The sequence below is a fragment of the Sorangium sp. So ce367 genome, from assembly GCF_051520455.1.
Lineage (GTDB): Bacteria > Myxococcota_A > Polyangia > Polyangiales > Polyangiaceae > Sorangium > Sorangium cellulosum_B.
Window position 1 is genome coordinate 1655001 of sequence record NZ_CP150334.1, and the last position, 22037, is coordinate 1677037.

At 71.1% G+C, this 22037-nt stretch carries 20 protein-coding genes; 13 read left to right on the plus strand and 7 right to left on the minus strand.

Annotated features, from left to right (window positions below; genetic code table 11):
- Positions 1-111: 111 nt before the first annotated feature.
- The 6 genes from WME97_RS06350 (at position 112) to WME97_RS06375 (ending at position 7778) form a co-directional block, all read left to right on the plus strand.
- Positions 112-699, plus strand: coding sequence for a hypothetical protein (locus tag WME97_RS06350; RefSeq protein WP_437550253.1), 588 nt, complete (start codon positions 112-114; stop codon positions 697-699).
- 84 nt (positions 700-783) lie between these two features.
- Positions 784-2493, plus strand: a complete 1710-nt coding sequence (locus tag WME97_RS06355; RefSeq protein WP_437550255.1) for a WD40/YVTN/BNR-like repeat-containing protein — start codon at positions 784-786, stop codon at positions 2491-2493.
- Between the two features lie 99 nt (positions 2494-2592).
- Entirely contained in the window at positions 2593-4725 is a 2133-nt protein-coding gene (locus WME97_RS06360; protein WP_437550257.1) for a molybdopterin oxidoreductase family protein, read from the plus strand.
- Positions 4725-6176 carry an FAD-dependent oxidoreductase gene (locus tag WME97_RS06365; RefSeq protein ID WP_437550259.1) on the plus strand — a complete coding sequence of 484 codons (1452 nt, stop codon included), beginning with the start codon at positions 4725-4727 and terminating at the stop codon, positions 6174-6176. The genes WME97_RS06360 and WME97_RS06365 overlap by 1 nt, the downstream gene beginning before the upstream one ends.
- 83 nt (positions 6177-6259) lie before the next feature.
- On the plus strand, positions 6260-6802 hold the full coding sequence (locus tag WME97_RS06370) for a YkgJ family cysteine cluster protein (RefSeq protein WP_437550261.1): 543 nt from the start codon (positions 6260-6262) through the stop codon (positions 6800-6802).
- A gap of 316 nt (positions 6803-7118) precedes the next feature.
- Positions 7119-7778, plus strand: coding sequence for a hypothetical protein (locus WME97_RS06375; RefSeq protein ID WP_437550262.1), 660 nt, complete (start codon positions 7119-7121; stop codon positions 7776-7778).
- Positions 7779-7827: 49 nt separating this feature from the next.
- On the opposite strand, the gene WME97_RS06380 is transcribed toward WME97_RS06375, so the two are convergent.
- The 4 genes from WME97_RS06380 to WME97_RS06395 all read right to left on the minus strand — a co-directional run bounded on the left by WME97_RS06380 (position 7828) and on the right by WME97_RS06395 (position 10719).
- Positions 7828-8559, minus strand: a complete 732-nt coding sequence (locus WME97_RS06380; protein ID WP_437550264.1) for a hypothetical protein — start codon at positions 8557-8559, stop codon at positions 7828-7830.
- A 170-nt stretch (positions 8560-8729) separates the two neighbouring features.
- Positions 8730-9104 carry a hypothetical protein gene (locus tag WME97_RS06385; protein WP_437550266.1) on the minus strand — a complete coding sequence of 125 codons (375 nt, stop codon included), beginning with the start codon at positions 9102-9104 and terminating at the stop codon, positions 8730-8732.
- Positions 9101-10273 carry a hypothetical protein gene (locus WME97_RS06390; RefSeq protein ID WP_437550268.1) on the minus strand — a complete coding sequence of 391 codons (1173 nt, stop codon included), beginning with the start codon at positions 10271-10273 and terminating at the stop codon, positions 9101-9103. Before WME97_RS06390 ends, WME97_RS06385 begins: the two co-directional genes overlap by 4 nt.
- 14 nt (positions 10274-10287) lie before the next feature.
- Positions 10288-10719: a hypothetical protein gene (locus tag WME97_RS06395; RefSeq protein ID WP_437550270.1), complete on the minus strand. Its 432-nt coding sequence runs from the start codon at positions 10717-10719 to the stop codon at positions 10288-10290.
- 111 nt (positions 10720-10830) lie between these two features.
- Here WME97_RS06395 and WME97_RS06400 point away from each other — a divergent pair, with 111 nt between their 5' ends.
- Positions 10831-11439 (plus strand): DUF2239 family protein, encoded by a 609-nt coding sequence (locus WME97_RS06400; protein ID WP_437550272.1) that lies wholly within the window; start codon positions 10831-10833, stop codon positions 11437-11439.
- A gap of 55 nt (positions 11440-11494) precedes the next feature.
- Entirely contained in the window at positions 11495-12883 is a 1389-nt protein-coding gene (locus WME97_RS06405; protein WP_437550274.1) for an MATE family efflux transporter, read from the plus strand.
- A gap of 42 nt (positions 12884-12925) precedes the next feature.
- Here WME97_RS06405 and WME97_RS06410 read toward each other — a convergent pair whose 3' ends face one another.
- Positions 12926-13750, minus strand: a complete 825-nt coding sequence (locus WME97_RS06410; RefSeq protein ID WP_437550276.1) for an SDR family NAD(P)-dependent oxidoreductase — start codon at positions 13748-13750, stop codon at positions 12926-12928.
- Positions 13751-13816: 66 nt separating this feature from the next.
- Between WME97_RS06410 and WME97_RS06415 the strand changes: the two genes are divergently transcribed.
- Positions 13817-14722, plus strand: coding sequence for a LysR family transcriptional regulator (locus WME97_RS06415; RefSeq protein ID WP_437550278.1), 906 nt, complete (start codon positions 13817-13819; stop codon positions 14720-14722).
- Between the two features lie 264 nt (positions 14723-14986).
- Here WME97_RS06415 and WME97_RS06420 read toward each other — a convergent pair whose 3' ends face one another.
- Positions 14987-16831, minus strand: coding sequence for a hypothetical protein (locus WME97_RS06420; RefSeq protein ID WP_437550280.1), 1845 nt, complete (start codon positions 16829-16831; stop codon positions 14987-14989).
- 403 nt (positions 16832-17234) lie between these two features.
- On the opposite strand from WME97_RS06420, the gene WME97_RS06425 reads away from it, so the two are divergent.
- From WME97_RS06425 to WME97_RS06440, 4 genes are all read left to right on the plus strand, one after another.
- A complete protein-coding gene (locus WME97_RS06425) occupies positions 17235-17585 on the plus strand; it encodes a polyhydroxyalkanoic acid system family protein (RefSeq protein ID WP_437550282.1) in 351 nt (116 codons plus the stop codon).
- Positions 17586-17597: 12 nt separating this feature from the next.
- Positions 17598-18935, plus strand: coding sequence for a DNA topoisomerase IB (locus WME97_RS06430; RefSeq protein ID WP_437550283.1), 1338 nt, complete (start codon positions 17598-17600; stop codon positions 18933-18935).
- A gap of 256 nt (positions 18936-19191) precedes the next feature.
- On the plus strand, positions 19192-19698 hold the full coding sequence (locus WME97_RS06435; protein ID WP_437550285.1) for a hypothetical protein: 507 nt from the start codon (positions 19192-19194) through the stop codon (positions 19696-19698).
- Positions 19699-20006: 308 nt separating this feature from the next.
- Entirely contained in the window at positions 20007-20486 is a 480-nt protein-coding gene (locus tag WME97_RS06440; protein WP_437550287.1) for a DUF2383 domain-containing protein, read from the plus strand.
- Between the two features lie 138 nt (positions 20487-20624).
- Here WME97_RS06440 and WME97_RS06445 read toward each other — a convergent pair whose 3' ends face one another.
- The gene (locus WME97_RS06445; RefSeq protein WP_437550289.1) at positions 20625-21791 is read right to left on the minus strand and encodes an acyl-CoA dehydrogenase; all 1167 of its coding nucleotides are present in this window, start codon (positions 21789-21791) and stop codon (positions 20625-20627) included.
- Between the last annotated feature and the right edge of the window lie 246 nt (positions 21792-22037).

The following is a 22037-nucleotide window of genomic DNA, read 5'->3' on the forward strand; positions in this document are numbered from 1 at the left end:
CTGTATCAATAACTTATCCATGGTTCGAAGGGCCGCTCTCATGCCACGGGTTGCGGGCTTCGCCGGCGCCCTGGCGCCCGCTCCTGAACGACGGTAGTAGAGATCAAAGATATGCATCCTGCCTTCGCCAACATTCGATTCGGCCCCTTTGCGAGCGCCTACCACTCGGCAGCGATGACCCCGGAGCTCAAGGAGGCGCTCGGCGCATTTCTGGAGAAGGAATTGCTGCCACAGGTCGAACAGGCTTTCGAGTCGACGAGCGGAGCCTTGGTGGCGGCCTACGACGCCGAAAGGTACTGCGGTCCGAACAGCGCGGTCCGCGACATCTACAAGTTTGAGTTCGCGTTCCATCGTTCGTCGGGCGATGACACGATCAAGGTCGAGCTGGTGTTCCATGCGCAGGCCAGGGCGTTCTCCGCAAGAAAGAACAAGCCGCTCTACCTCTGGACACCCGCCCGCCGCGATCGATACGAGGCGGAAGGTCGACAGCTCCAGCACCTCTGCGGCTGCATCGCGAGGCGCGAGGGCGTGGAGGCCGTTTGCCCCTTGTGTTCGGCGGTGCTGCGCGTCCACGATTCGCCGAGCCTGTTCGATGTGAGCTGCCCGAGCCGCTGCTTCAAGTACAACGTTCACCGAGATCCGGCGAACGGGCAGTTCCTGCACGGTCACTTCTTCCGGAAGGAGCCCGGTGAGGTCTGACCCCGCTCCGGTCTGACCCCGCGCCTGTCGGATGTCGGGCAGCTCGCGAGCGCCCCGGTGCACCGGCCTGGTATCGTGGCCGGAATGAGCATCCGGCACAGCGCCGTCTGGGGACGAGGTCGCCTGATTGTCATCGCGGGATCCGAGGGGCACGTGCTCCGCTCGGAGGACGGCGGCCAGCGCTGGAAGAGGGTGCAGACGTCCACCCGCCAGGACCTGAGCGCGCTCGCGGGCGCCGGCGCGGCGCTGATCGCCGCCGGACACTGCGGGACCCTGCTGTCCTCGCGCGATGACGGGCAGCGCTGGTCCGACGTGGGCTGCGGCGCGACGGCAGACCTGCGCGGGGTCGCCCTGCGGGACGACGGCGAGGCCATCGCGGTGGGGCTCGGCGGGACGGTCCTCCGCTCCGGCGATCACGGCCAGACCTGGGGAGCCGGGCCGAGCCCCGGAGACCTCTGCCTCGAGGCCGCCGCGGTCGACGCCGAGGGCCGCTTCCTCGCGCTGGCGCTCGAAGGACAGCTCGCCATCCTGCAAGGAGCGACATGGACGCGCCACAAGGTCCCGGGCCGGAGTCCGAGGGCGCTCTGCGCGCGAGGCGGGCTCGTGATCGTGGGCGACGGCGACGGCCATGCCCACGCGAGCCGGGACGGGGGCGCATCCTGGGAGTCGCATTCCACCGGGACCGGGCGCTCGATCAAGGCGCTGTGGCTGGGCGCCGCGGGCCTCGTGATCGCGTCCGGCGAAGGCGGCATCCTGGCGGTCAGCGACGACGAGGGCCGCACCTGGAGGCGCACCGCGCTCCGATCGGATCAGCACCGCTGCGCGGCGTGGGGCGATGACGAGGGCGCGATCTGGTGCGTGGGAGACGGCCCCGCCGCCCGATCCCTCGATGGCGGGAAGAGCTTCACCAAGGTGCCAGTCCAGGCAGGGGACGCGCCTCTCGATGGCCCCTGGGAAAAGGTGCCTGTCCGGGGGAAGTTCCGGGGTCTCTGGGTGCAAGGCCAGGGGAGGGTCGTTCTGGTGGGCGATGGAGGCACCATCGCGCGAACCCATGACGGCGGTCAGACCTGGGAGAGGAGCGCCGTGGAGGACGCCGGCGCGCTGATCTCCGTGTGGGGCAGCGGCGAGACGATCCTTGCTGTCGGCGAGGGCGTCTCGCAGATCCGGACCGAGGACGGCGGGCGCTCCTGGATAGAAGTGACAGGCAAACCCGGCGGCGCCTCGGTCCACGGGCAGAACGAGACAAGGGCGTTCGCCGTCCTCGATGGCCGGATCTGCCGCCTCGTCGCGGGCGGTTCACGATGGCTGGAGCTGGAGGTCCCGAGCGAGCCGCGCCTCCGCGCCGTCTGGGCAGGGCCGGAGCAGCGCGTCGTGGCGGTCGGCTCCGGCGGGACCATCGTCCGCACGATCGACGACGGCGCCACATGGGAAGTCGCGGAGAGCGGCAGCTCCCGCGATCTGTCGGCGATCTGGGGCAGGGGCGACGAGCTCTTCGTGGCTGGTGGACCGGGCGTCAGCGACGTGTTGCGCTCTCGAGACGGCGGCGCGACCTGGGCGGTGGTGGCCCAGGTCTCCGGCAGCCTCAGGAGCCTCTGGGGAGACGACGCCGGCACGCTGTGGGCGTGCGGCGCGCGCGGCGTGCTCCTGCGATCCATCGACGGCGGCCACACCTGGCGAGGCGAGGCGTCCGGCACCTGGGGCACCCTGTTCGAGGTGCGCGGGGACGGGGCCGAGGTGTGGGCGCTGGGGGAAAACCTCCTGCTGCGCCGGCGGCATCGGGCGTCGACAGATTAACTGCCCGCACATTCCTCAGAAATACGCTCGAAACAGAGCGATTGCTACACCAGGGAGAGCCTCCTCGACACGCTCGGTGAGGGTGGCTGACGCGACTCCATGGCACCGCGCTCTTCCCTCCGGCTCAAGATCGTCACCTCCGAGACGACGACGCACACCCACTGTCCTTACTGCGCCTTCCAGTGCGGCGTGGTCATGACGGATCGCGCGGACCACGCGGGGGCGATCGACGTCCGACCGGACGACGATTTCCCCGTCAACCGCGGGCAGATGTGCATCAAGGGGTTCACCTCCGCGGCGCTGCTCGATCACCCCGAGCGGCTGACGGCGCCGAAGATCCGCGGTCGCGCAGGCCGCCTCCTGCCGGCGCGCTGGGACACGGCGCTCGATTTCGTCGCCGAGCGGCTCCTCCGGCTGCGCGAGCTCCACGGCCCCGCGGCGCTGGCCGCGTTCGGCAGCGGCGCCCTGACGAACGAGAAGACCTACCTCCTCGGCAAATTCGTCCGCCTCGCCCTCCAGTCGCCGAACGTCGATTACAACGGCCGCTATTGCATGGCCTCGGCGGCCGCGGGGCACAACAAGGCGTTTGGCATCGACCGCGGCCTGCCGTTCCCCGTGTCCGATATCGCCCAGACCAAGGCGCTCCTCCTCTGGGGCGCGAACTGCGCGGAGACCCTGCCGCCGATCATGCAATGGATCTTCGCGCAGCGCGACAACGGCGGCGCGCTCATCGTCGTCGACCCGCGGCGCACCGACACGGCGCGCGCCGCGGCGCTCCACCTCCAGCCCACGCCCGGGTCCGATCTGGCGCTCGCCAACGGCCTGCTCTACCTCGCCCTCGAGGAGAAGCTCGTCGACACGGCGTACATCGCCGCGCGCACGGACGGGTTCGACGAGCTCCGGCGCGCCATCCTCTCGTACCACCCGGCGCACGTCGAGCGGCTGACCGGGGTCTCCACGCAGGATCAGCTCAAGGCCGTGCGGCTGCTCGCCGAGGCGCCGAGCAGCATGCTGCTCTCCGGCCGCGGGCCGGAGCAGCAGTCGAAGGGGTCAGACACCGTGCTCTCCTTCATCAACCTGATGCTCGCGCTCGGCAAGGTCGGCAAGCCGTACAGCGGCTATGGCTGCCTCACCGGACAGGGCAACGGCCAGGGGGGCCGCGAGCACGGCCAGAAGGCCGATCAGCTCCCCGGCTACCGGCATATCGAGGACGCGGAGCACCGGGAGGCCATCGCCCGCGTCTGGGGCATCGATCCTGCTGAGCTGCCGGCCAAGGGGAAGAGCGCCTACGAGCTGCTCGACGCGCTCGGCCCCGAGGGGGGGATCCGCGCGCTCCTCGTGTTCGGATCCAACGTGGCTGTCGCGTCGCCGAACGCGCTCAACATCGAGCGGCGGCTCGCCTCGCTCGATCTGCTCGTGGTCTGTGACGCCTTCGTCAACGAGACGGCCCGGGACGCCCACGTCCTCCTTCCGGTCGCGCAGTTCGCCGAGGAGGAGGGGACGATGACGAACCTCGAAGGGCGGGTGATCCTGCGGCAGAAGGTCCGCCCCGCGCCCCCCGAGGTGAAGACCGATATCGAGATCTTCTGCGAGCTCGCGCGCCGCCTCGGCGCGGGCAGGCACTTCCAGTACACGTCCGCCGAGCAGGTGTTCGACGAGCTGCGCCGGGCGACCGCGGGCGCCAGGGCGGACTACAGCGGCATCACCTACGACAAGATACGCCGGAACCGAGGCGTCTTCTGGCCGTGCCCGTCGGTCGAGCACCCGGGGACTCCGCGCCTCTTCGCCGAGCGGTTCCATCACCCGAACGGCCGGGCGCGGTTCCACGCTGTCCACCACCGCCCCGCCGCCGAGCTCCCCGACGACGCCTATCCGCTCTACTTCACGACGGGCCGCTACAAGGAACACTACAACTCCGGCGCCCAGACGCGCCGGGTCTCCACGCTCGAAGAGGCCAAGCCCGAGCCGAAGGTCGAGGTCCACCCCAGGCTGGCGGCGCGCCTCGGCGTCGTCGACGGCGACTCCCTGCTCGTCGAGAGCCGGCGCGGGGCGGTCACCTTCCGGGTCGCGGTCGTGCCTTCGATCCGGCCGGACACGCTCTTTGCTCCGTTTCACTGGGGCGGCAAGAAGGCCGCCAACGTGCTCACCGTGCCGGCGCTGGACCCGACCAGCCGGATGCCGGAGTTCAAGGTGTGCGCCGTCAGGGCGCGCCGGGTCTCGGAGTCGAACTGATGCGAAGGAAGGACCTTGTCATCGTTGGCAACGGCATGGCGGCGTGCCGCCTGCTGGACGAGCTGATGTCGCGCGGCGCCAGGGACCGCTACGACATCACCGTCTTCGGCGAGGAGCGGGGCGGCGCCTACAACCGCGTCCTGCTCAGCAAGGTGCTCGCAGGGGAGGCGCCGGACTCCATCGTCACGAAGCCCCCCGCCTGGTACGAGCGCAACGGGGTGCGGCTCGTCAGCGGGACCTCCGTGGCGCGGATCGACACCGGGTCGAGGGCGGTCGTGGCAGCCGACGGCGCGCGCCATCGTTACGACGTCGCCGTGCTCGCGACAGGCAGCCAGCCGCTCGTCCCGCCGCTCGAGGGCATGACGACCTCGGAGGGCGATCTGCGCCCGGGCGTCTTCGTGTACAGGACGATGGACGATTGCGTCCGGATGCGCGGCAGCGCGCGGGCGGGAGACAACGCCATCGTGGTCGGCGGCGGGCTCCTCGGCCTGGAGGCGGCCAAGGTGCTGAGCGACATGGGCCTCCACGTGACCGTCATCCACGTGGCGAAGAGCCTCATGAACGCGCAGCTGGATCAGATGGGCGGCGACATGCTCGAGCAGCACATCGAGCGCTGCGGCATCTTCGTCCGCACCGGGCGCACCGTCGAGGCCATCTGCGGAGACGAGGCGGTCGAGGGCTGTCGCCTCGACGACGGCAGCGTCCTGCCGGCCGACATGGTGGTCCTCGCGTGCGGCGTCCGGCCTCGCGTCGACGTGGCGCGCGCCTCCAACCTGCCCATCAACAAGGGCATCGTCGTCAACGACACGATGGCCACCCAGGTGCCGGGCATCTACGCGATCGGCGAGTGCGCGGAGCACCGGGGCAAGCTCTATGGCATCGTGACGCCCATCTGGGAGCAGGCCGCCGTCCTCGCCGACGTCCTGACGGGCGCGAACCCGCAGGCGCGCTACCGGGGCACGAAGCTGTATACCCGGCTGAAGGTGGCGGGCGTCGACGTCACCTCCATGGGCAGCACCGAGCCGGAGCTCGAGAGCGACGACGTGCTCCAGGTCGTCGAGACGCGGAAGAGCACGTACCGGAAGCTGATCATCCGCGACGGGCGGCTGTTAGGGGCCCAGTTCGTCGGCAACACCGCGGCCGCGGCCACGCTGGTGCAGCTCTTCGATCGCAACGATCCGCTGCCCGCCGATCCTCTGGAGGCGCTCTGCGCCGGCGGCGGCGCGGGGCCAACGGCGCAGGCCGAGCGCGTCGTCTGCAACTGTCACAAGGTCAGCGAGGCGACCCTCCGGGAGGCCATCGAGGGCGGCGCCTGCTCGCTGGAGTCGGCGTGCGCCGCGACCAAGGCCGGCACGGGGTGCGGCTCCTGCCGCGGCGAGGTCGCCCAGCTCGTGGCCCGGCACGCGCCCTCGCCGGAGGTCGCCGGCGGCCGCGCCGTGGCCGTCGGATAACGTGGAAAGCACGCCGCGGCGAGCCGAGCGGCGCGGATGCGCCCTTGGCGCACGAGGATCCGCCCCGCTATAGACCGCGGCGAATGCACCGCACGCCGCGCGAGCGCCTCCACGAGCTCTTCACCAAGGTCGACGCGTTCTTCGCGAGCGCGAGCGCCCGCCACGGCGGGCGGATGGCCTGCCGCACCGGGTGCAGCGACTGCTGCCGGCGGCGGTTCTCGGTGACGTCGATCGAGGCCGACGCGCTCCGCGAGGCGCTCGCGGCGCTCCCGGAGGCCGACCGCGAGGCGCTGGCCGAGCGCGCGCGGGCGGGCGATCCGGGCGTGTGCCCGGCGCTCGACGGGGAGGGGAGGTGCGCGATCTACGCGGCGCGGCCGCTCATCTGCCGCACGCACGGCCTGCCCATCAGGTTCGCGCCGGCCAGCGAGCGCGCGCTGCCGGTCATCGACGCCTGCCCGAAGAACTTCGTGGGAGAAGACCTCCACGCCGTCGAGGCGTCGTCGGTCCTGGACCAGACGACGCTGTCGACGGTGCTGGCCGCCCTCGACATGGCCCACGCCGACGCGGCGGGGCAGCCGCGTGGGCAGCGCGTCGCGATCGCCGCGGTGCTCTCGGGCGAGGGGTAGCTGCCGCCGGGCCGTCGGCTTAATGACGAGCCGGTCCGGCTCAGCCGACCGACGGTCGTCGGCGCCATGAGGCTCCCGGCCTCGGCTTGCGTGCGCTCTCGGTGGCACAGATCAGGCGTTGGCACAGGCCAGCTATGGCCCAACGATTGGCTCAGTGTGCGCCAGGTGCTGAGCGGTGCCCATGGGAACGCGCTGATTTACGGCAAATCCAGGCTGGCCCGCGGGTTGCTCTCAGGTGGTGACCCACTCTGGACCGATGGCAGGTCACGACACACGCCGCCGTCGGTCCGGAGGGGCAGCTTATCCGGAGGATAGAATGACCAAGACGATCAGAGGGTTTGGGTCGGTGGCGGCGGCTGGCGTGGTGTTCGCGGCCTTGCTCAGCGGTTGCGGCTCGCAGGGGGCTGATCGCGGGCCGGACGTCGGCTCGATCAGCTTGCCGCTCGCGGCCGATGCACCGTCTGGAGCGCGATATCGGCTCCGCGACGCCACGTTCGAGATCTCGAACGGTTATTACTACTACGAAGATGAGAATACCTCAGCCATGGCTGTCGGCGGTGGCTACGGAACTGTGGTGACGGTCAGCAGCGAGGACGAGGATCCGGACTCGAGCTCCCTCCTCGTCGATCTGGAGCAGGGAGGGTACAGCGTCACGCTCCTTCCGGGCTGGCACTTCGAGAAGGTCGAGGACGGCACGGTGACGGAGCCGAACGTGGAGGCCACGCTGCTCTCGTCGCAACGGGTCTACCTGTACGTCTCGCCGCGTTCGACGACCTGGGCCGAGTATGCGTTCGGTATCGGGAGCAGCGAGCTGTGGCTCAACGGCAAGTTGAACCTCGGTATCAACGTCTACGAAGATCCGGACGACTACTACTACGGCGGAAACGTGACTGTGGGCGGCACCGGGGGCGCGGGCGGCGGCGACTACAGCTCTGGCTACAGCGCGGCGGGGGTCGGCGGCAGCGGCGGTTACTAGCGCTGGCGCGAGGAGCTGAGCGGAGCGGAGCGAGCGACGTCATCGCCCGTCAGCGAGGGCTGCACTGCACGACGCAGAAGGCCGTGGCTCCCTTGGCGCGGGCGCTCGCCTCGCACGACCGCTTCGCTTGCTGCGACGCCATGAAGCGGTCCTTCGCCGAGCCATTGCCGAACACCATCTGATAGTTGCACGCGCCCGCGAAGCCGCAGACGCGCACGGACGCGCTCGCCGTACACCACCAGGACGTCCCGCCCGCCGCGCTACCGTTGCTCGGGCTTCCATTCGAGGAGCCCTCGCTCGGTGAGGTGGGTGTCCGCGCCGCTGTCGGCAGAGGCGCCGGCGCGTCACCCGTCTCGTCGCCGGCAGCAGGCGACGGGGCATCACCCGCGGCGCGGTCGCCGTTGGACGGGCCTTCGCCCGCCGCCTCGTCGGCCTCCTGGTCGGGGCGAAGCGGGGTGCTCGTCGACGTGGGCACCACCGGCGAGAGGCCGCCGGCGGTCGACACGCCGGGAGGCGTGGTCTCGACGACGGTTTGCTCCGGCGATGCGCTCGCCACCAGGTACACAGCGCCGCCGATCACGAAGATGGCGCCCACGCCCAGCGCGAACAACCCGCCGAGGACGATGAGCACGATCACGAGCGGCGACAGGCCGGACTTCGGGCGCTGCGGCGGCGGTGGAGGGTAGTAAGGCGGCGGCTGCGGAGGGTAGTGATGCGGCGGTTGCGGAGGGTACTGAGGCGGCTGCTGCGGAGGGTACTGAGGGCGCCCTGGACCAAACATCTCGCAGTCATAGCGCAGCGGAGCCGTCCGCGCTGCGTGAGACGATCACCCACGCTGTCGGCGAACGAGCGATGTCGCGTCTCGCTCGCGTCGGACGAGCCCGCCCGCGCAGGGGCGCTGTCCGCGGCGGTGTCGCTCCGGAGCCGGCGGAGCGGCGCTCCGCGGCCCGCTCACACCCAGCCGGTCGTTGCGCGCAGGAGCAGCCCGAGCCCGAGCGACGCGCCGTTCGCGAGCGCCGAGGCCGCGATGGCCTGCGTGGCAGGCAGCTCGCGCAGCGCGAGCCGGTAGACGCCGAGCTCGAGCAGCACCGCCCAGAGCTCCGAGAGGGCCAGTCGCGCCGTGGCGCCGATCGCGAGCGCGGGGAAGATGAACCACACCGCCGGGTGACTCGCGAGGTTGGCGACGACGACGAGCGCGGCGCGGCGGCCTCGTGACCGCTCCGACGCGCCGAGCAGCGGTGAGGCGACGGCGAGCTCGATGAGCAGCGTGAACGCGAACGCGCGCGCCCAGGCGGCCACCAGCGGATCGGTGAAGACGCGGCTCATGGCGCGGCCGGCTGCGCGGCGATCTCGGGCCCGCCGCCGTCCACCCCGCGCGCGCGCCCGGACCGCTCCTGGCGCGCCTCCGCGGCGCGCCGGCCGACGTCGCCGCGGACATAGAAGTACGCGAGCAGCGCGAGCTCCAGGTACCCGTGGAAGGAGGCGAGCGAGAGCACCAGGTTGCGCGTGCCGAGCGCGCTGCGCAGGGCGCCGAGCAGCACCAGGCCGGCGATGAGAGCCACGGCGGCGAGCCCTGCGTCCCCGAAGTCGCGCCGGAGCGAGCGCGCGGACATGCGGAAGGTGGTTGTCCGCTGGCCCGGGTGATCTTCCTGGGGAATGAGCAGCAGCCAGACCGCGTAATGGACGGACTGCAGGAACGCATAACATGCGGTGAGCGCGACCGCGGAGCGGGTCGGCAGCCCGGGAGCGAGCCAGTCGCTCGCCAGGAAGAGGTGCAGCCCGAAGGCATCCAGCCACCCGGCGCGCAGGGTGAGCGAGGTCATCGCCCCGCTCGCGAGGAGCGCGGTCCCGGCCAGCACGAGGCCGAGCGGCCAGGCGACCGCGCGCACCCGGCGGCGGAAGAGCGCGAGCCACAGCGCGAGCGCGACCAGGTTGTGCGCGTGCGCGAGGACGAGCCGGAAGCCGCGCGGCGCGGCGAGCGCCGCCGCCGACAGCGCCACGGCGGCGGCGGCGGCGAGCGCGACGCGCCGCCACGCGCGCGACGCGAGCGCGCCGGCGACGATCGCGGCGCCGAGCCAGGCGGCGAGCAAAGCGTGCTCGGCGCGGAGCAGCGCCGCGGCCGAGCCAAAGAGCTCCTGGGCGCCCCGCAGCCCCACCAGCGCGGCGCAGGCCGTCCAGACGACGCCGCGCCACCACGACGGCAGCCCGCGCCGCAGCACGAGGTAGCGCACGTCGGCCGCGACGTGCAGGACGCCGAGCAGGACGGGCCCGAGCACGAGCAGCGCGCTCGGCGCAAAGACCGCCAGGGTGAAGGCGCCGAGCGCGTTGGCCGCGGCGAGGGTGGCTATCCTGCGATCGGGGCGCGCCACGACCGCGATCGCGAGCTCGCTCCGGCGGAGCAGGCCGAAGAGGCGCCGCCGCGCGCCGTCGAGCGGCGCGACGCCGCGTTCGAGCAGGCGGGCCACGCTCGCGGGCGGAGGACCGGGCGCGCGCACGGTCGAGGCCCGGTTCAGCGGCGCCGGCGGGCGGTCACGAGCGCCGCGGCGCCGCAGAGAAGCATCAGCCCCGCCATTGCGCCGCCCGAGGCGGCACCGCTCATGGCGCAGCCGCCGTCGTCCGAGGACGCCTTGTCCGCGCCCGCGCTGCCGGCCGACGTCGCGTCCCCGCCCGTGGCCGACGTCGCGCTCCCGCCCGACGCAATGCACAGATTGCAGTCGTATTCCATCGTGGTGAAGCCGCCGTCCTCGCCCGGCAGCGTTCGCTGACACTTCTGCTGCGTGCACGTGCCAGGCTCGTTGTAGGCGGGCCCCGCGTTGTTGCAGCTCGACCCCGGCGTGTCGCAGCTCTCGGGCGGCGGGACGTCCGCCCGCGCTGAAGAAGAGGTGAGCAGCGGCGCTGCGAGCAAGGCGGCGATCGCCACAAGGCACGAGGGCTTCATCATCCCGCCACTCTCTGCTTTTGCACGGAAAACCGCAAGAGCGGAGCCTCCGGGCCACGCTCGTCGCGTCCGGCCCTTGCCAGGGGAATATACCCGGGTAATATTGCCGGCGTCATGAGCGACCCGCCGACGTTGCCTACGTTCACCGCCTTCGCCGGCGCCGAGCGCGTCGTCCGCGGCACGCTGGAGGAGACGCTGCGCGAGGCCAAGAGGCGGCTCGACGCGGATCCGGAGCTCCGGCTCTTGATCTTCGAGGACGCCTCGGGGAAACAGGTCGACTTCGACTTCCGGGGCACCCTCGATCAGGTCCTCTCGCGCGCCAGGCCGGAGCGCCCGGCCAGGGCGGGCCCCGGGCGCCCGAAGCTCGGGGTCGTCTCGCGCGAGGTGTCGCTCCTGCCCCGGCACTGGGAGTGGCTCGAGCGCCAGCCGCAGGGGATCTCGGCCGCGCTCCGCAGGCTGGTGGAGGAGGCCAGCAAGCGCGCCCCGGACGAGGACCGCGCCCGGGAGGCCCGCGCCGCCGCCAGCCGCTTCATGTGGGTCATGGCCGGCGACCTGCCCCTGTTCGAGGAGGCGTCGCGCGCGCTCTTCGCGTCGGACAAGCGGCGCTTCACGGAGCTCACCCGCTCCTGGCCCGCGGACGTGCGAGAGCACCTGAACGAGCTCCTGCGCGAGGGCGGGGCCTTCCCAGCGGCGCACGAGGGCAAGCCGCGGCGAACGAGGTAGCCGCGGCCGCCGAGCCGCGATCCACGAGACGGTCAGATACTACCCGGTAAAATATATGGACACCAACATCGAAGTCGAAGCGCCGTCCGCGCCGCGCGGCGTGCACGACATGACGCAGGGCAAGCCGCGCGCGCACGTCGTGCGCGTCATGCTGTTCATCCTGGCCGGCATGGCGATCCAGACCCTCTATGGCCTGATCGACATCTACTGGGTGGGTCGCCTCGGGAAGGAGGCCGTCGCCGCCGTGGCGGTCTCGAGCAACCTGATGTTCGTCTCGCTGGCCGCGACGCAGATGCTCTCGGTCGGCTGCGTGGCGCTCGTCTCGCAGGCGGCCGGAAGGAAGGAGCTCGGCGAGGTGCAGCGCCTGTTCAACCAGGTGCAGAGCCTCGCCACGTGGGCGGGCGCCCTCTTCCTCGTGCTCGGCCTCGCGCTTCACCGCACGTACGCCGAGAGGCTCTCGGGAGACGCCATGACCGCCGAGCTCGCGAGCAGCTTTCTGCTCGCGTTCATCCCGGCGCTCGCGCTGCAGTTCACGATGGTGGGGCTCGGCTCGGCCCTGCGCGGGATCGGCGACATGAAGCCGGGGCTCGTGGCCCAGACCGCGAGCGTGCTGCTCAACATGGTCCTCGCGCCCTTCCTCGTCTTCGGCTGGGTATCGGGGCGCCCGCTCGGCGTGTTCGGCGCGGGCCTCGCCACGCTCCTCGCGACCGCGGCCGCCGTCGTGGGGCTCGCCGTCTATCTGCTGCGCGGCAAGACCTTCCTTCGCCTCCGCCTCGCCGACTGGCAGCCTGACCTCGCCACCTGGCGAAAGCTGGTGGCCATCGGCTTGCCCTCGGGCGCGGAGTTCTTGTTGCTGGCCGTCACCATGGGCGTGATCTACGTGGTCACGCGCCCCTTCGGCTCGGAGGCGCAGGCCGGGTTCGGCATCGGGCTGCGGCTGATGCAGGCCGGCTTCATGCCTGCGGTGGCGATCAGCTTCTCCGCTGCGGCGGTCGTCGGCCAGAACTATGGCTCCGGCGCCTACGCTCGCGTCCGAGAGACCGCGCTCGAGAGCGTGAAGCTCGTGCTCGGGTTCATGCTCTTCTTCACCCTGATCTGCCAGGTCTTCCCCGCGCCGCTCGTCGCGCTCTTCTCGCCCGCGCCGGACGTCGTCGCGGCCGGCGTCGACTACCTCCAGGTGACCTCCTGGGGTTACTTCGCGAGCGGCATCGTGTTCGTCTGCGCCGGCGTCTTTCAAGGCCTCGGCAACACCTGGCCCTCGCTCGCCGCCTCGGGGGCGCGCGCGGTCGCGTTCGTCCTCCCCGTGCTCGTCCTGAGCGCGCGCCCCGGCTTCCGCATGCACACCATCTGGCTCGTCTCGGTCTGCACCACGCTCGGCCAGCTCGGGCTCCAGCAGATCCTGCTGCGGCGCGAGCTCGCCCTCAAGGCGCCCGTGTCGCCCTGACGCGCCGCGGGGGGGCGGCGCGGCGCCGGGCCGAGCGCAGCTTCAGGGACGTGCGCCCGCCGTCCTGGCGGGCAGGGCGCGCACCTGGTTCTTCCGCATGACGTCGGCCGTCAGGCGCGCCGCCATGGCGCGCGGCACGAAGCGCCCGAGGTTCGCGAGGATGTAGTTGCCGAGGCCGTGGATGGCGTGGGTTCGCCCCGTCGAGAGGGCGCTCAGGCCGAGCCGCACGACGTCGCTCGCCTTCGCCTTCGCGCCCACGGCCGCGGCTTCCCCGGCGATCTCGAAGAACGGCGTCTCGGTCGCGCCGGGGCAGAGCGCGACCACCTTCACGCCCCGCTCGCCGAGCTCGGCCCAGAGCGCCTCGCTGAACGAGAGCACGAAGGCCTTGGTGGCCCCGTACACCGCCATCGAGGCGATCGGGTAGAACGCCGCCGTGGAAGCGACGTTGAGGACCGCGCCGCGCGTCCTCACGAGGTCGGGCAGGAACGCGTGGGTCATCGCGACGAGCGCGCTCACGTTGAGCGTGATCTCCTCGAGCTGCCTTTCGATCGGCGTCTCCTCGAAGCGGCCGTGGGTCGCGAATCCGGCGTTGTTGATGAGGAGATTGACGGTCACGCCGCGCCGCGCGACCTCGGCGTGCACGCGCCCGATCGCCCCTTCGCTCGTGAGATCGTCCGCGATCACCTCGATCCGGACGCCGTGCGCGGCGCGCAGCTCGGCGGCGAGCGCCTCGAGCTTGTCGCGCGAGCGGGCGACGAGGATCAGGTGGCATCGCTGCGCGGCGAGCTGGCGGGCGAATTCGGCGCCGATGCCGGTGGAGGCTCCAGTGATCAGGGCGTTCCGGTTCTCGAAGGGGTGTCGCGTCATGCCTCCATGTGTAAGCTCTGGGTGGATTCGCGAGAACGGGCATCTTCGGGCATCGGAGTTCCACGGATGAAAAACGACGCCTTCTCCTGGGACGACCTGCGCGTGCTGCTCGAGGTCGAAAGGCGCCGCAGCTTCCTCGGCGCGGGCAAGGCGCTCGGGCTCTCCACCTCGACGGTCGGGCGGCGCATCGACGCGCTCGAGCTCGCGCTCGGCCGGAAGCTCGTGCACCGGACGACCGCCGGAACCTCGATCGATCCGGCGGCGCGCGCGCTCGTCGCGCTCGCCGAGGGCATGGAGAGGGAGCTCCGCGTCGAGGGGAGGGACGCGCGCGGCGCGGAGTCGCTCGAGGGCGTGGTGCGCGTCTCGATCAAGGAGAGCTTCGCGCGCCCGATGGCGAAGGTCCTCTCCGCGTGGCGGCGCATCCACCCCGAGACGCTGATCGAGCTCGCGTCGGAGGCGCGCCTCGCGGACGTGGCGAAGCGTGAGGCCGACCTCGGCGTCCGGACGGTGCGCTCGTCGTCGAAGGCGCTCGTCGAGAAGCGCCTCGGCACGTTCTCGTACGGCCTGTGGGCCTCGAACGAGTATGTCGAGCGCCACCTGCGCGACGGCCACCTGCGCGAGGCGGATTTCCCGCGGCACGACTTCGTCGGCTACGACGGGCCGGGGCGGGAGTCCGAGCAGGAGCGGTGGCTCGTCGCCCGCGGCGCGCGCCGGTTCCCGTTCCGTTCGAGCTCGGACGACGCGATGCTCACGGCCGCGAGCGAGTCCCAGGGCATCTGCATCTTCGCGGACGCGCTCGCGCGCGACGTGCCCGGGCTGCGGCGGCTCGCCTGCGCGACGCCGCTCCCGACGGTGAGCGTGTACCTCGTGGTCCACCGGGATCTGCGGCGCGTCCCGCGGATCCGCGGCGTCGCTGGGGCGATCGAGGAGGCGATCCGGCAGATCGCCGTTCGTGAGAAGGCTCGCGGCTAGTTCCGCCCGCCAGGAGTCCGGAGGGAGAATTTAACGCAAAGGCGCAAAGACGCAAAGGCGCAAAAATACATGAGTTTTTTCTCTCTCTCTCCCTTGCGCCTTTGCGTCTTTGCGCCTTTGCGTTGAACTCTCCCCCTCCTCTCTCCGTCTCTCCGGCCAGCGCCCGTTCGTTGATGAGCGCCCGCTGAAGCGCGAAGACAGTCGATGCGCGGGGCCGGGCCGCGCGGCGGTCGCCCCATGGCCCACCGGCGTCGTCCGGCGAGATCACCTGCCCAGCGCAATCATCTTCTCGTTCACCCAGTCGTCGCCGGCGAGGGGGTGCACGCCGGCCCCGTCCCGATCGAGCGCGATCCCCACCGAGAGCAGCCCGCTCTTCACGAGGAATGCCCCCCTGGGGGTCTGCCCGTCGGACTTCGTGAGCCGCCCGCGGATCGCGAGATCGCCCCCCGTCGCCTCCAGCAGCCTGAAATCGACGCCGGCGTCCGCGCGCCTCACCTTCGCGGATGCCTTGAGCCCCTCCATCGTGAGGAGCCCCGCGGCCCAGCCGGGAATGGCATCCTCGGCGTCGAGCAGCATCACGGCCGGCCGCGCGTCCTTGCATTCCAACCGGATCGCCGCCTCCATGAGCCCCCGCCTCACCTCGGCGTCCTCGATGTCGATGTGCGCCCACCAGCCAGGGACCGCCTCGCCCTCGTGCTCGACCGCGAGGTCCTCGATGTCGATGCGGCCCTTCCGCAGCTTGGCTGCCTGATTCAGGACGTTCGCCGCGTCGAGCGTCATGCGCGCCGCCACGTCGCCCTTCACCTTCGTCTGTTTCCACTGCAGGGCGCCGTGCTTCAACAGCAGGTTCAGCGAGCCCGTCCCCCGGCCCAGCGGGTCGACCTCCAGGCTGCTCCGCAGGAAGGCTGCGCCGCCGGTGAACCGCGGCGCGTCCGGCGCGGCGCCCTCGGCGTTCAGCCAGCGCAGGTCCGGGATCGCCGCGGCGACGACATCCACCTTCGACGCGAACCCCGGCTGGAGCCGCAGGAGGTGCAGCTCCGGCGCGTCGAAGGTGGCGCTCGCCCTCTCCACGACGATGGGCGGCAACCCGCTTCCCGGGCGCTCGAGCGTCGCGCGGGGCAGCGTCACGGCGAGGCGCGCCGCTCCGCGCTCGTCGACGCGGAGCGCCGCGCGCGCCTCGGCGGTCGCGCGGAGCGACGCGGTGGAGGCCACGAAATGGCTCGTCTCGTAGGACGCGGTGCTGCCCGGCTCGACGCTCCCCCGGTTCACGACGAGGTTCGTCCGGAGCTCTCCGCTCCCGTCCTCGAGCCGGGGTCCGGCGCCATCACCCGCGGGAAGGGGGATGAAATCGAGCCCCGGCAGCTGCGCGTCGAGGCGGACGCGCGCCCAGGCGGTTTCGAGGACGTCGAGCCCGTCGACGTCCCTCGGGTCGAACGTGCTCATCGTCACGTCGGCGTCGGCGTCGAGCCGCGCGACGACGCGATCGGCGACGTGGACCTCGCCGGACCGGAGCTCCAGCGCGACGGGCCCGACGCGAACGGCGCGGAGGGGCTTGTAATAGAACCCTCCCCGCACGCGACCGCCGCCGGCATACCGGACTTGCTGGATCCAGACCTCCTTGAGCGTCGTGTCGATGCCTTCCAGGTGCACCGTCCACAAATTGTAGCCCTCGTCCGAGTTCTCGAGATCGTGCTTCGGCGGCAGCTCCGGCTTGAGCGGCGGGTTCGCGAACTCCGGGATGGGCGGCAGCGCCTGGATGTGCGGCGCCTCCAGATCACGCTCGCTCGTCGGATCCACGAGCATCCGCATCCGGAACACGAAGCCCGCGGCGCGGATGTCCTCCGCATAGAACTTCTTCCGGAGGAGATCGGTCAGGTGGATATCGACGTCCGCTTCGTCGAGCTCCACCGCCCACTGAAGCACGCTGTCGGAGCCGCTGAGCCGGAGCTCTTTGACGTGAACGACGCCGGGCCAGAAGCTCCACGCCGAGCCGTAATAGAGCGAGGCGTCGACGGGGTTGTAGCTGACGAGCCTCGCGATGAGCCCCGTGCTCAGCATGACGTTCACGACGACGACGTAGCCGAGCCACAGCGCGAGAGGCAGGATCAACAGCGCCTTCAGCGCCCTCCTGGCCCGTGGCCCGAAACGCCCGCTGAGCGCAGGTGGAGACTTCAGCGCGGCAGCTTCGTGCAGGAGCGCGTGCATGAGCCCCATCGATCGCACGCGCCATGCCGCGAGCTGAGCCGCGGCGCGAGGGGGCGGGCTCAAGGCTGGCCGTGGCGATCTGCCCCGCTCGTGGCGAACCTCGACATGCGCGGACCGCGGGGGGGCCCGATCTCGCGCGGACGCGCCCGGAAATGGCCCTGCCGCGAGCGCTGGGCCCCCGTCGGACCCGGCAGGCACCCGGCTTGCTAACCCCGCGAACGCCGGCGCTGGCGAGCCTGTCGCGTCGACGCCGCTGGAGGTCCGCTGGTGTCGATCTTCCAGCTTCCAGCCATCACCCGAGGTCACCATGAACCACACTGTCCATCACGACCTGAACGACGAAGAAGCGAAGAGCGCGGTCCTGCGGGCGATGGCGAAGTATTGTGATCGATACGCGGAGTACGCTCCCTCCATTTTCTGGAGCGACGAGCGGCGCGCGGATGTCGGCATCTCCTTCAAGGGCTTCACGCTCTCCGGGCGGCTCGAGCTCCGGCCCAGGGCCGTCGACTTCGCGATCGACATGCCGCTGCCGCTGCGCATGTTCAACCGGATGGCGATCGCGGCGATCGACGCCGAGGTGAGGCGGTGCATCGATGACGCGCACCGCGATCGCGCGCGGCGGCGCGCTCCGAGCGCGGTCGCGCAGGAGGCGCTCTGAGCGGCCCGCGCCATGAAGAGCGGAAGCGCCACGACCACCCGTGAAAGGCGCCGCCCACGGAGCGCCCCGCGCCGCGAGATGCGCGGATCCGCGAACGGCGTCGTCCTCCGCCGGCGCCGCGTCAGCGTGTCGGTCGAGTCCGTCGAGACGGTCGAGCTCGCCCGCGCTGACGGTGAGCTCGCGGGGACAGGGCAGCTCACCCCGTCACCGGTCGAGTCCGCCGAGTCGGCCGGGCTCCGTTACGTGAACGACGGTGAGCCGGGGTTCTCCAGGCGAGGGGCGGGCAAGGGCTTCCGTTACGTCGACGCCGACGGTCGCCCCGTCAAGGACGAGGCGACGCTCGCGCGCATCCGCCGCCTCGCGATCCCGCCCGCGTGGACCGAGGTGTGGATCTGCCGGAGCGAGCGCGGGCACATCCAGGCGACAGGGCGGGACGCGCGCGGCCGAAAGCAGTACCGGTATCACCCGCGCTGGCGCGAGGTCCGCGACGAGACGAAGTACGACCGCATGCTCGCGTTCGGCGCGGCGCTCCCGGCGATCCGCGCGGCGAGCGAGCGGGATCTCGCGCTCCCTGGCCTGCCGCGCGAGAAGGTGCTGGCGGCGGTGGTGCGCCTGCTCGACGAGACGTCGATCCGCATAGGGAACGACGAGTACGCGCGCGACAACGACTCGTATGGACTCACCACGCTCCACGACGAGCACGTCGAGATAGAGGGGAGTCTCATCAGGTTCCACTTCAGGGGCAAGGGCGGCAAGGAGCACGGGATGACGGTGCGGGATCGGCGGCTCGCCCGCATCGTGAAGCGCTGTCAGGACGTGCCCGGCCACGAGCTGTTCCAGTACATCGACGGCGAGGGCCGGCGGCAAAGGATCCATTCGGAAGACGTGAACGAGTACCTGCGCTCGGTCGCGGGCCACGACTTCACGGCGAAGGACTTCCGCACCTGGACCGGCACCGTGCTGTGCGCGTCGTTCTTCTGCGAGATGGAGATCGCGAGCTCGGTCCGCCAGGTGAAGAAGCGCGTGGCGCAGGTGATCGACAGGGTGTCTGCCCGTCTGGGCAACACACGAGCGGTCTGCCAGCGTTGTTATGTCCACCCCGCCGTGATCCGCGCCTACACGGAGGGCGCCCTGCAATCGCTGATCGACGCCGAGGAGGCCGTCGCGGACGGGGCGCTCGCGGCGCTCCGGCCGGAAGAGGCGAAGATGCTCCGGATCGTCCGCGGCTTCGGCGAGAGAGAGGCCGTGCCGCTCGTGACCCGCCTCAGCGAGAGCGTGCGCGCGGTGAGCGCGCGGCGAGCCGGCAAGAGCGCGAAGCGTCTCCCCAGGGAACGACGCGCCGCGGCCTGAGCCGCGCCGCGGCGAGCGCCGCAGCAGCCGCGCGGGATGCGCCTGGCCACGCTGTTCCCGACGAGTTTGCCGTGTCGTTGCGTCACAGCGTGATCGCCTCGCTGTGGCATCGTGCCGCGGACGCGACGGGGGCTGTTGCTGGGTTCGCGAGCGGCCCGCGATCTCCCGCCGGATACGCGCGCGGTACGGTTCGTGTTGTGCATAGCTCCTTGGAAACCAGCGCGCGCGGCGCGAACCCTCAGCCAAGGAGGTCTGCATGGCGAGCCAGCGGTTGATCACGGGGATGGTGCGAGCACGTGGGGAGGCCGAAGACGTCGTCCGGCGCATCCTGGACAGCGGGCACACGCGACGGGACGTCTGCGCCATCGTGAGCGAGGCGACGCGCCGCCAGCATATCTTGCGCTCGCGCGCATACGGCGCGGCCTCGCACGGGAGCGCGCTGACCTCCGTCCTCGCCGCGGCGAGCGCGGGGCTCGTGGTCCCGGGGCTGCGGCTCGCGGTGGCCGGCCCCATCGCGGTGAGGCTCGCGGACGCGAGCTCGGCGAGCGAGACGGCCAGCCTGAGCAGCGTTCTCGTCGACGCCGGGATCCCCGAGCAGAGCGCGCCGGAGGTCGAGAGGCGCCTCAAGGAAGGCGCGATGCTCCTCGGCGCCCTCGCGCGCGACGAGAAGGATGCCGCGGCGCTGCGCGCCATCCTGCGAGACGCAGGCAACGGCGATTTCTGCGGCACGGGCAAGGGAGCCCGCGTGTTCGCCGCGCTGTGAGCCGCCGGCGCTCAGCGCTCTGCGTCGTCGCTGGAGGGGGGCCGCCGCCGGATCGATGAGCTCGCTTCATGACCGCAAAGTCCCGGACATTGGAACGGGACTTGAAGGGAATGAAAGAGTTCAGCCGAGACTGATGCAGTACGAGGCGAACATGTACCCCTGAGGCAACAGGGGGCGCGCGCCTTCCCGCAGCGGTGACGATCCCTGGCGATCACGGCTCCTGCGTGGACGTATGGCGTGGTGGCCCACCTTGGGAGGTAAGGAGGAGAGGGATCGGGCGTTCACCAGACATCTCAGGAGAGTACCCCATGGAACCGGTCGCATTCGCAGACGAGAGCGTGGGCCTGGACGGACTCATCGACGATGACTCGATCGAGCAGCTCAAATCGTTCTGCCGCGGCGAGATGTCCGCGGTCGAGACCTACCGTCAGGCCATCGCCGCGGCGCGCCAGGGCTGGGTTGCTCACCACCTCCGGCTGAACCTTGCGTCGCACGAGGCGCGGGTGAAGGTGCTGCGCCGGCGGATCGAGGAGCTCGGAGGCGATCCCCCGGCGAGCTCCGGGCCATGGGGCGCGTTCGCCAAGGCCGTCGAGGGGACCGCGCTGGCGCTCGGCCACAAGACGGCGCTCTCGGCGCTGGCCGAGGGAGAGGAGCACGGGCTGAAGGACTACCGGAACGACATCGAGGAGCTCGACACCGAGTCGCACGCCCTGGTGCGGGACGTGATCTTGCCGCAGCAGGTGTCGACGCGCCGCTGGCTCGCGGATCTCAAGCGGCAGCTGCCGTGACGCGCGAAGCCGTCGGAGGATTGTCTGATGGATGACGTCGTCTTCGTCGCGTGCTCTCACACGCGCCGAAGACCCGAGTCATGGAGGCGGAGGCGCTGAGGGCAACGTCGGTGTTGGGACGGGGGTGAACTCCCCCGCTCAGCCCTTCGCGTCGTATCCCGCCTGGAGCAGCTTCGCGATCGTGGAGAGCTGCATGTTCGACGTCCCCTCGTAGATCTTCCCGATCTTCGCGTCGCGGTAGAGCTTCTCGACAGGGTAGTCTTTGGTGAAGCCGACGCCGCCCATGAACTCGATACAGAGCGACGCCGTCCGCTCGGCCACCTCGGACGCGAACAGCTTGGCCATCGCCGCCTCCTTCACGAACGGCTGGCCCGCGTCCTTCAGCCGCGCGGCGTTGTAGACGAGGAGGCGCGCGGCCTCGATCTCCATGGCGACCCGCGCATATTGGAACTGCACGCCCTGGAAGCTCGCGATCGACTGCCCGAACTGCTTCCGCTCGCCCATGTAGCGCATCGCGTGGTCGAACGCCCCCGCGGCCAGGCCGAGCATCTGCGCGCCGATGCCGATGCGGCCCTCGTTCAGCGTCTCGATGGCGATCTTGTAGCCCTTGCCGACCTCGCCGATCACGTTGCCCTCCGGCACCTCGCAGTCCTCGAGGACCAGCTCACACGTGCTGGAGGCGCGGATCCCGAGCTTGTTCTCCTTCTTGCCCACCGAGAAGCCGGGGAAGGATCGCTCGACAACGAAGGCCGTGATGCCCTTGTAGCCCTTCGTCGGATCGACGTTGGCGAAGACCAGGAATACCGAGCTCTCGTTCGCGTTCGTGATCCAGAGCTTGCGGCCGTTCAGGATCCAGCGGTCGCCCCGGCGCTCGGCGCGGGCCGCGAGCGCGAACGCGTCCGAGCCGGAGCCCGCCTCGCTCAGCGCATACGAGCCGATCCAGTCGCGGGAGAGCCGCGGGAGGTACCTCTCCTTCTGCGCCTCGGTGCCCCAGCGGAGGAACGCATTGGCCACCAGGGTGTTCTGCACGTCGACGAGCACGCTCACGCTCGGGTCGACAACGGCGAGCGCCTCGATCGCGAGGATCGCGCTGAAGAAGCCCGCGCCCGAGCCCCCGTACGCCTCCGGGATCTCGATGCCCATGAGGCCGAGCTCGAACAGCGAAGGGAGCAGATCGTGGTCGAGCGCGCCCTCTTCGTCCATCGCCGCCGCGCGCGGCGCGACGCGCTTCCGGGCGAAATCAAGCACCGAGTCGCGGAAGAGGCGCTCCTCGTCGGAGAGCTGGGTGAGCGGGGGGTGGGACACGACGGTTTCTCCTTGTGGGCCCATGGCGCGGCGCGGCGCCGTGGCGGCGTCGCCCCACTATGCTACGCGAGGGCCACGAGCGAAAGCCGTTCGCGCGCGCCACGCCCGGTCATCGCCGCGGCGCAACGCAGGTCACGCCGCGCCGGCGGCGGACGGGGCGCGCCGCCCCGAGCCGCCTCATCCGTTGTGTCGCCGCTCGCTCCGGGGTCGGGATCGTCCAGGCTGCCACGCGCGTCGCTTCGCCTG